Source organism: Bifidobacterium imperatoris (assembly GCF_002860405.1).
GTDB classification, from domain to species: Bacteria; Actinomycetota; Actinomycetes; order Actinomycetales; family Bifidobacteriaceae; genus Bifidobacterium; species Bifidobacterium imperatoris.
The window spans coordinates 1-8,552 of the sequence record NZ_NMWV01000032.1; the positions used below are offsets into that span (position 1 = coordinate 1).

Below are 8,552 nucleotides of genomic sequence, written 5' to 3' on the forward strand. Positions count from 1 at the left end.
TAAACACGGTGCTTACATGACGGAGCCCACGCTGGAACAGGCCATCACCAATCCCGATTTCCTGATTCGTTTAGCTACCGAACTAAAGACCGAAAAGCAGAAACGAGCCGAAGCGGAGCAGACCATCAAAGAGCAGAAGCCGAAGGTACTGTTCGCGGACGCGGTCGCCACAAGCAAGCGAAGCATTCTGATCGGCGAGCTGGCGAAGATTCTGAAGCAGAACGNGTACGACACAGGCCAGAACAGGTTCTTCAAAACATTGCGCGCGGATGGTCTGCTGATGAAGCGCAACGGGAACCCGAACATGCCAACACAGAAGGCCATGCAGCTGAAGCTATTCGAGGTCAAGGAGACCGCGATACAGCGTCCCGACGGGCATACCACCGTGAACTTCACGACCAAGGTCACACCCAAGGGCCAACAGTACCTGATTGAAAAATATCTGGGCTGCATGCCGCTTGACCTGGAGCAGGATGCGTGATGGTTTACGTAATCGCCACGCTAATCGCGTTCGGAATATTCGCATGGATGGCATTCATCGCATGGAGCGCGAGCAAGGCATTGGACCTGTCCAGAGAACACCGGTACCGGCTGAGCCTCCTGGCCGCACTTCCGGCCGTCTTCACCTTCATCCCCATGTTCATAGGTTTTATCGCCGCCATCGCGGAAGCCATGCAGTCAGGCGGAGCGTGATGCTTCCCCGCAAATCATCAACCGGAAAAAGAAAGCCGCCGATAGCAGCGGCGGCGAAACGACAAATCGATAGGAGTTGAAATGTCAAAAACCATGATACGTGAACACGTCCGCCCAGCCAAGTACGAGAGTCCGCCGTTGGATGGTTGGGACATCAAACGCGTGGCCGCCTACCTCGGGTTGAAGGTCGGTTCGCTCTACGTGTGGAGCTGCACCGACGCGTGGGGCGGCAACCATCCGCCGGCACCGAAACGCGTATGCAACCGGCTCGTCTGGGATCCGGCCGAAATCATCGACTACAGGAACCGGCAATGCGCCAAAACCCGCAAACAGGTGGTGTACGGCGGCTGAAACAAGAGTTTTCCCAACCCGATGCGGTTAGGGAAAGCGTGGCGACGTCGCACTGTCCAAGGTTTCCCGCCGCCACGATCACCACAAGTCAAACCATGAAAGGAGTCAAGTGATGACAGGACAAAAGAATATCCGAGCCGAGGTAAGGGACCTCTACATCCGGCAAGGCATGCCGGTAGAGGAACTGATCGACCAACTGCAGCGGAGCGCAGAACTGCAGCGTGCGGAAGCGGAATGCTTCGATGAGGAGACGCGGGAACCATGCGACTGCCCCGTCTGCCATGAGGACAAGGACACCATCGTCAAGGAGTCCAGGCCGGCACCGTTCGACAAATGGCAGCATTACACGGATATGCTCGCCGACCTGCACGACATCATCCTGCAGCTCGCAGCCGACGCATACGAGTACGGGGATCTGAATCTGGAACGCCGCAGCATCGAAACGTTGAACAGCGTCGTGAACCTTACCGAACAGTTCGCGAACATGCGGAGGAAGGCGGAGAAGCAATGAGCATCGAAGCGTTGCATAAGAACCGGAAGCGTCGCCAACGCCGCTGGCAGGATCAGCCGAAACGGTTGAGCCTGAGTGTGAAGGGCGGACTCCTATTGCTGCTCACCTTCATGGAGGGCTGGACCGTATGCTTCACGCTCACGCATTCACGACTGCCGCAACCGTTGGGCACGGGCACCCCCCAATGGATGGTCACCGGCTCATTCCTATTGGCGGTCGTCATCCCGTTCCTCTGGCTGCTCGTGTTGGCGATAGGCGCGGAAGGCGAAGACGATGACCAGTGAATTCACGTTGCTATTGCCGGGTGATCCGGTGCCGAAGGGCAGGCCACGCGTCTACCAGGGGCATGCGATCACGCCGAAACGCACCAAACGGGCCGAGGACCGGTTGTATGCGGAGTTCCGTTTGAAATACCCGCACGAAAAACCGTTCAACTGCCCGGTCAGGTTGGAGGCGGAATTCTGGATGTCGCATCGCGGCCGGCCGGACTTGGACAACCTGTTGAAGCTCGTGCTCGATGGGTTGAACGGTGTCGCCTACGTGGACGACCAGCAGGTCGTGGAAACGCATGCGACCAAACGAGTCCCCGACCAATGGGTGTACGGGAACAAGGGTCGTTGGCGGAAACGCAAAAGCGGCGACCCGTACACGAACTGCGGCCACGAATACCAACCTCACTTATACGTGCGAATCATTCCGCTCCCCGACTGGGAGCCGGAGGAAAGAAAGGAAATGAAGGCATGAAGCAGCCGAAGCTCATTCAGGAGACGTTGATCGAGGACGAGGATCTAAGCGCGGATATCGCCGACCTCGTGCCCGTATCCAGCAAGATCACGGATGCTGCGGCCACATACATCAGCAAAGTCTCGAAGAAGTACGGGGATGAGGTGATCACCGGCGACAAGCTGCGCATCCTCAACAAGACCGGTGAGCTCGCGCAGGAGGTCGTGAAGACAGGCGCCACCATCGGCCGCCTGTTGCGCAACCCGCGTCAGGCGATGGCGGAACTCGTGGAGGCCGAAGCATTGCAACGCAAGGAGGAGCAGTTGAAGGCGAAGCGGCCGAAACGTCGTCGTCGCATCCCGCACGATCCCACGTATCACGGGACCCGATGCCATGCCTGACCAGCGTCTCTACATGCCCCGATGCAAGACGTGCGGGCCGCTCGGCCAACCAACCGAACTGATCCAGGCGATCGCCTCATGCGAACGGCATGCGAAAACCTTCAAAACCCATAAGACCGCATGGTATCCGACCCATGCGCGGATCCTCGTGAAAGGAAAAACCAGTGACTGCGAATAACACGGAAACCGCCACCGCAACCGACCAGGATCAACACCTCAAGGAGAACCTGTTCGAACTACAGGCGAAACGCATCGCCATCCTGCAGGCCGAAATCGCGGAACGACAGGACGAGATCGACATGCTCAAAATCCTCATCCTCGACTCGCATCCGGCGGGAACCTATCAGGCGGGCGAGTTGAAGGTGCAGGTGAAGCCCGGCTCACGTCGCGTGGACGGACGCCGATTCGAGAAAACGTATCCGGCAGCCCAATACCCTGACTGCTATCAGTTGCGGCCGAAACCGTTAAGCCAGCTCGAAAAACTGCTGACCACGGAGAAGGTGGAAGCGTACATGGTTTCCGGCAAGCCGACGGTGGTGGTCTCATGAGCGCGATCCTCCACACCGGCAACATCGCCGACATCATCGCGAAAACCATCCAGGACTACGACCTCAAAGCCGAAGACGGCCAATCCCCCACCGATGACCTGTACATCATCCGGTCAAGCCAATTGGACGAACTCTGCCTCACCGCGGCCATGAGCATCAACAAGAAAACCATCGAATTCGAACAACGCGTAAAGGAGCAGCGGCATGCCCAATCCGATGACTGACGCCATACTCGCCGTCGCCAACCGGCAGCAAGGCGACACACTGCCAATCGACCCGCCGCCACAACAGCAGGCGCAGCCGGCGAAAACGAAACCACCCGTCACACCAGCCACGGATCCGGCGGAAGAACCGTTCTTCTGGCCGGAAATACGCCAGATCATCGAGGAACACCTCGCCAACCAGCCACGCGAACTGCAACGCGAGATAGGGCCCAGCGAATTGGGAACGGATTGCGTGCACTGCCTGGCCGCGAAGCTCGCGGGATGGCCGGAACGCAGCCAGCCCGGCTGGCTGCCGTTCATCGGCACCTGCGTACACGCGCACTTCGAAAACATGTTCCGACAGTTGAACAACGAGCCCGCCTTCCAATTCCCGTACACGAGCGAGGACAATGTGACCGAACTCGTGGAACGCTGGCGTTCGGAATATCGGGTCACCGTAGGCCGCTTGCAAGGCCTGCACGCCGGCTATGAGATGAAAGGCTCTATCGACCTGTGGGATCGGAAGACCCATAGCACCATCGACTGGAAGGTGGTCGGCAACACGACCGTCACCAAAGTGCGCGCGCACGGGCCAAGCCAACAATACCGGGTGCAAGCCAGCCTCTACGGCATCGGCCTGCGCAATGAGGGTGAGCAGGTGGAGCGCAACTGCATCTACTTCCTGCCCAGGAACAAAACCTCGTTGGGTGACGCGTTGCCGTGGGAGACCCGGTTCGACCCGAAACCCGGCATGTGGGCGCTGGCCAGAGCCCAATTGCTCGTGAACCTCATGGACTGCGTGGAACAGGAATGCGGCCCCGAGGTTCGCGACAGTTGGATCAGACAACTGCCTGCGGCGGGGCCCGACAAATGCTTCTCCTGCAAGGGAGCCGCATGGCCGGATTCGACCACGCTGCCGGAATTCGACTCGAAACCGTGGCCGGACGTGCCGGCCAAGTGGTTGAAGCTCATCCCCCTGGTCGAACCCGAATACGAGTTCACCGAATAACCCGGTCAAACCAATAACAACCGAAAACAAGTGAAAGGAATCATCATGTTCGGACAACAACCACAATACGGCGGATACGCGCAACAGGGGTACGGCTACCAGCCACAGCCGCAGCAGCCGGCGCAATTGAGCTCGCTCGACAGTCTGCTCGCCGGCAACAGCGCCAAAGCGTTCTTCGACAAGTACAGCCAGCCCGGCGACACCGTGACCGGCGTCATCGAGAAGATCGAAACCACGCAGGTCAACGACTTCCAGACCAAGCAGCCCGCATACTGGAACGACGGACGGCCGAAGGAACAGATCCACATCATCATCCAAACCCAATTACGTGACCCGAGCATCGAGGACGACGACGGCCGTCGCAGCCTGTGGGTCAAGGGTTGGGGACTCCAGTTGAAGGCGTTCCGAGACGCATGCAAGCAGTCGGGCGTAAAAGTGCCGAAACCGGGCGACACGATCACCGAACGCTACGTGGGCTTGGGCCAGCAGGGAAACGCGCCGCAGCCGCCGAAGGTGTTCGAATTCCACATCGAACCCGCCAACAGCGTGAACACGCTCGTCAACGGTTCGCAAGCCCCGCAGCAACCCATGCAGCCGCAAAACCAGCCGGCATACGCGGCACAGCAGTACCCGCCCCAGACGGCCCAGCAGCCGCCGCAGCCTCAAGGCGTGCAACTGCAGCAGCCGCAGGTGGACGTGATGAAGGTCAACCAGCTGAAGGCGGCCGGCAACCCGCCGCAGGAGATCGCCAGACTGTTGGGAGTGTCGGTCGAAGCGGTCACCGCCATCACCGACAAGATGCAACCGCAGAACCACGGCGGTTCGGAACAGCAGCCGGAGACGGGTGAGTTCTGATGCCGGAGGAAGTGTTTCAGCATCTGCGACGCCAGTGCGACCAGTTGAGGGACGACATGAACGAGCTCGGCGAAACCCTGTGCTCCTTCCGGGACATCGACTCGGAAAGCATCGAACTCATGAGCATGAAGCTCATACTGCTCGGCTGGCATAAGAGCAAGGACAACGACAAGGGCGAACGCCTCTGACCCTCCCCCATACAGCCGTAGCCGTAGCCAAGCGGCCCGCACAGTTGCGACGACTGTGCACGGCACCAACACCATCAATCCGTTACCGTAAGAGGCCGTTCCGAAGGCAACGGATTGACTCCATCAAACGCGTCGCTAATTCTTTCTATTTCTTCATCCGAGAAAAGGTCACTCTTAACACACAGATCATGAAGGGTTTTTAAAGATTTTTGAGCTTTTTTCAGATTTTCCTTCTCTGATTCAGGAATCGTAACGCCAATCGTTTCCAGCACTGTCACAGATTTCTTGATGTCTGCAATGCTTTGAGTGAGATAGTAGTAAGCGAAATTCGGTCCAAGCTCGTCAGACTCTGAACTATCGGGGTCATAGGATATTTCTTTTCGAAGAGCACGACGCAGGGTTTCGCTATATACACGGTAATTGTTTACCCCTGTCCAATATCTCATTGCTTCATCAAGTATGCCCTTAATCCTGTTCATGGCATTATTCATAGGCCCACTGGGAACGATCATCTCCGATAGGAAAAGGCGACAGATCCCGTATTTTGTCTTATTTCCGAATATCGGATTGTCCCCCAAGAGAAATGGTTCTTCCAAGTCGCATATCAGGGCCAAGGGAGTGACATGCACGGCGTGCGCTATCTGGATTGTCGCGTCCAGGCTGATGTCGGTTTTACGACCAAGTTCGATATTGGTTAGGACGTTTTCGGATAGAGCCAAGTCTCCATATTCCTGTTTCAGGTAGTCGGCGAGTTTGGCGATGCTGATTTTTGCCGCCGTGCGGTATCTCTTCATTCGAGTACCAAACGTCGATGAATCAGTCTGAAGGCCAACTCTATCGTCAATAACTGTCATATCTACAAATTTTAACAGCTATTTTATGCGATTTGGTGCGATTTGGACAGAAATGGTGTATTCTGTCTTTTGGACAGAAGAAATGGTTAGCAAATATCCTAGATTCTGTCTTAAGCACAAAAATGGCCCGCCCTGCGCCAACAAGACGAGCCGGTAAGCATTAAACCCAACCGCCAGGAAGGATCAAATACTCATGCCACATACTACAGCCGCACTCGACGGGTTTCCCGAAACGGTGACCAAAAAGCAGGCGAAGCAGACACTCAAATGTTCGAGTCAGACCATCGACCGCCTCGTAAAAGCCGGCAAACTACGCGCCTATCGCGTTACATCCAAGAAGACCCTCATCAACGTTGAAGACCTTAAAGCATGTTTCGTCGAAGGTGAGGCGCGAGCATGAACAAACAACAAATCTCATTGCCTTCTTTGGGTATTTGCCTACCATCTGATTTCAAGTTCGAGAAATACGACCCGCAAGACCCCGGTTCGCTTCTGATTTTCAGCAGCGAAGAACCGAATCTAGGATTAACATTCGAAATCCTGTACCTCCCCGACGAAGGCGTCACCGCAACCGGCGGCTATTGGCTCCAAAACTGGGATCCGGACGGAGCCGCGCAATGGCATGATCTACTTGCCAACATGACCCAGGTCTGCTTATGGCTCAAAGACTGCCAGACCGCACTCAAATGGGCGCTCCAACACTACCCCATGATGAAGGAGCACTGAGATGACATACGCCACCGGAAGCCCTACGCAATTGGTCGAAATCTCACCCCATCTCTTTCTGGGAGTGCACATAAGCCGCATCGATGGTCTTTCTCCGAAAGACCAATGCGTAGAAATGTACCTGATGGAAAACCAAGAGGGTCAGAAAATTCGCTACACAGGGTATACGGTCCCAGCCGAGAAAGCCGACTCGGTCGCGGAAGCGTTCGAGGACTTCGCAAGCATGATCAGAGAACTCGTAGAGAAAGAAAGGGAACGTCGGTAACAGCAGGCTACAACGCCGGTACCTCTCAAAACGTTGAAATTCCAAGGAAAACAGAAGATACAACAGAAACACGTCTCTCCTATATATAAACCCTCTTAAAACACCTAATATATAAACCTTTCTCTTATTTATATGTGTAGTAGGTGTTACAGAGGGGTATATTCCCCAGTATTTCAACGGTTTAAGAGGTAACAGGTCTCTGTAGCCCCCACGTTCACAACGTTACTTCAAGGGCGATAGATATGTTTACTCACTACTGCTCGATAATTCCAGATGGGCCTTCGCATGTTCAGTTCGTGCTGCTTGGGATGAAGGAGGCCTCTAAACCTGAACAACACGTCTTCTACGATCGACTCGGGAGAAGCGTGTACGTTCCTCGCAACGATATGGGTAGAACCTCCCATCCGTGGTTCGATGACGGCTATGCAAAAGCCCTGTGGGACTTCCGCAACGATTCCCTCCTGCTCGGAGACGATAACCGGACCCTGTACGTTCGCGATGTCGATCGAAGCGGACATAACACGCTTCTCAACACATGGCATGCAATCAGCAGTCTCGAATCGGAATACCACGTGCCAAAGGCCAAACAATATTTCCCCTGGAACGACCAATTGCGTGTCGAATGCTCGAAACTCGACAAGCGAGTCAGACATGGAATCAAATTCAACAACTGCGCGTTCCTTAGGACACAAGGACGGGTTCAGAGGCTATGTACCGGCGATTCATTATTTGACCAGCCATACGAGCTGACCTTTGACGTTGCATACGATTCGAGGCTTGTTGGTCAGGCTATTGCCTTTCTTCGTGATGTCACGGAGAGCGAGCATTCCGCTCAAAATCTATGCCGCATGTTCGCCACGCCATTGCTGGAACCTTATAAGCATCTGAGTTATGTCTTATATGGTGACGGAGGCAACGGCAAAGGTATATTGCTTGGAGCTCTCTCGCAGTCCTTCCCTGATCTGGCAAAACCAGTTGACGCTCAGAAAATTCTGGGCGGCAGGCGTGGCCAAGGTGGCTTCTCCAGCGATCAGGAGGCGAACAAGCTTATCGGCACTTTATGGGTTTTTGATGAGGATGCTGATACTGTCACCGTTGAACAAATGACGGCGCTGAAGAAGATATCCACAGGCGACACGATTTCCAGTCGGAAGATTCAACAGGATTCCGTTGATGTGAAGCCTCGTTGCACATTCGTTCTCGCTACGAATAATCCCGTCATAAC

At 55.4% G+C, this 8,552-nt stretch carries 17 protein-coding genes; 16 read left to right on the top strand and 1 reads right to left on the bottom strand.

What is annotated here, in order from left to right; all coding sequences use genetic code 11:
* Positions 1–16: 16 nt before the first annotated feature.
* From Tam1G_RS10105 to Tam1G_RS12030, 12 genes are all read left to right on the top strand, one after another.
* A complete protein-coding gene (locus Tam1G_RS10105) occupies positions 17–481 on the top strand; it encodes a phage antirepressor KilAC domain-containing protein (protein WP_423734938.1) in 465 nt (154 codons plus the stop codon).
* Positions 478–693 carry a hypothetical protein gene (locus Tam1G_RS10110; RefSeq protein WP_133125008.1) on the top strand — a complete coding sequence of 72 codons (216 nt, stop codon included), beginning with the start codon at positions 478–480 and terminating at the stop codon, positions 691–693. Before Tam1G_RS10105 ends, Tam1G_RS10110 begins: the two co-directional genes overlap by 4 nt.
* Before the next feature lie 81 nt (positions 694–774).
* A complete protein-coding gene (locus Tam1G_RS10115; RefSeq protein ID WP_242689640.1) occupies positions 775–1,044 on the top strand; it encodes a helix-turn-helix domain-containing protein in 270 nt (89 codons plus the stop codon).
* 112 nt (positions 1,045–1,156) lie between these two features.
* Entirely contained in the window at positions 1,157–1,555 is a 399-nt protein-coding gene (locus tag Tam1G_RS10120) for a hypothetical protein (protein ID WP_101626420.1), read from the top strand.
* Positions 1,552–1,839, top strand: coding sequence for a hypothetical protein (locus Tam1G_RS10125; RefSeq protein WP_101626421.1), 288 nt, complete (start codon positions 1,552–1,554; stop codon positions 1,837–1,839). Before Tam1G_RS10120 ends, Tam1G_RS10125 begins: the two co-directional genes overlap by 4 nt.
* Entirely contained in the window at positions 1,829–2,299 is a 471-nt protein-coding gene (locus tag Tam1G_RS10130) for a RusA family crossover junction endodeoxyribonuclease (protein ID WP_101626422.1), read from the top strand. Before Tam1G_RS10125 ends, Tam1G_RS10130 begins: the two co-directional genes overlap by 11 nt.
* Entirely contained in the window at positions 2,296–2,679 is a 384-nt protein-coding gene (locus tag Tam1G_RS10135; RefSeq protein ID WP_101626423.1) for a hypothetical protein, read from the top strand. The genes Tam1G_RS10130 and Tam1G_RS10135 overlap by 4 nt, the downstream gene beginning before the upstream one ends.
* Positions 2,680–2,843: 164 nt before the next feature.
* Positions 2,844–3,227 (top strand): hypothetical protein, encoded by a 384-nt coding sequence (locus tag Tam1G_RS10145; protein WP_101626425.1) that lies wholly within the window; start codon positions 2,844–2,846, stop codon positions 3,225–3,227.
* Positions 3,224–3,451 carry a hypothetical protein gene (locus tag Tam1G_RS10150; protein WP_101626426.1) on the top strand — a complete coding sequence of 76 codons (228 nt, stop codon included), beginning with the start codon at positions 3,224–3,226 and terminating at the stop codon, positions 3,449–3,451. The genes Tam1G_RS10145 and Tam1G_RS10150 overlap by 4 nt, the downstream gene beginning before the upstream one ends.
* Positions 3,444–4,439 carry a PDDEXK family nuclease gene (locus Tam1G_RS10155; RefSeq protein WP_101626435.1) on the top strand — a complete coding sequence of 332 codons (996 nt, stop codon included), beginning with the start codon at positions 3,444–3,446 and terminating at the stop codon, positions 4,437–4,439. Before Tam1G_RS10150 ends, Tam1G_RS10155 begins: the two co-directional genes overlap by 8 nt.
* Positions 4,440–4,484: 45 nt before the next feature.
* Positions 4,485–5,294: a hypothetical protein gene (locus Tam1G_RS10160; protein ID WP_101626427.1), complete on the top strand. Its 810-nt coding sequence runs from the start codon at positions 4,485–4,487 to the stop codon at positions 5,292–5,294.
* A gap of 56 nt (positions 5,295–5,350) precedes the next feature.
* Entirely contained in the window at positions 5,351–5,482 is a 132-nt protein-coding gene (locus Tam1G_RS12030; RefSeq protein WP_279324917.1) for a hypothetical protein, read from the top strand.
* A 74-nt stretch (positions 5,483–5,556) separates the two neighbouring features.
* On the opposite strand, the gene Tam1G_RS10170 is transcribed toward Tam1G_RS12030, so the two are convergent.
* Positions 5,557–6,336 (bottom strand): helix-turn-helix domain-containing protein, encoded by a 780-nt coding sequence (locus Tam1G_RS10170; protein WP_165781989.1) that lies wholly within the window; start codon positions 6,334–6,336, stop codon positions 5,557–5,559.
* A 193-nt stretch (positions 6,337–6,529) separates the two neighbouring features.
* Between Tam1G_RS10170 and Tam1G_RS10175 the strand changes: the two genes are divergently transcribed.
* The 4 genes from Tam1G_RS10175 to Tam1G_RS11540 all read left to right on the top strand — a co-directional run.
* A complete protein-coding gene (locus tag Tam1G_RS10175; protein WP_101626430.1) occupies positions 6,530–6,736 on the top strand; it encodes a helix-turn-helix domain-containing protein in 207 nt (68 codons plus the stop codon).
* Positions 6,733–7,062, top strand: coding sequence for a hypothetical protein (locus Tam1G_RS10180; protein ID WP_101626431.1), 330 nt, complete (start codon positions 6,733–6,735; stop codon positions 7,060–7,062). Before Tam1G_RS10175 ends, Tam1G_RS10180 begins: the two co-directional genes overlap by 4 nt.
* A 1-nt stretch (position 7,063) precedes the next feature.
* Positions 7,064–7,327 carry a hypothetical protein gene (locus Tam1G_RS10185; protein ID WP_101626432.1) on the top strand — a complete coding sequence of 88 codons (264 nt, stop codon included), beginning with the start codon at positions 7,064–7,066 and terminating at the stop codon, positions 7,325–7,327.
* 242 nt (positions 7,328–7,569) lie between these two features.
* Positions 7,570–8,552: DUF5906 domain-containing protein (locus tag Tam1G_RS11540; protein WP_243394884.1), on the top strand; the 983-nt coding region annotated here is incomplete at its 3' end.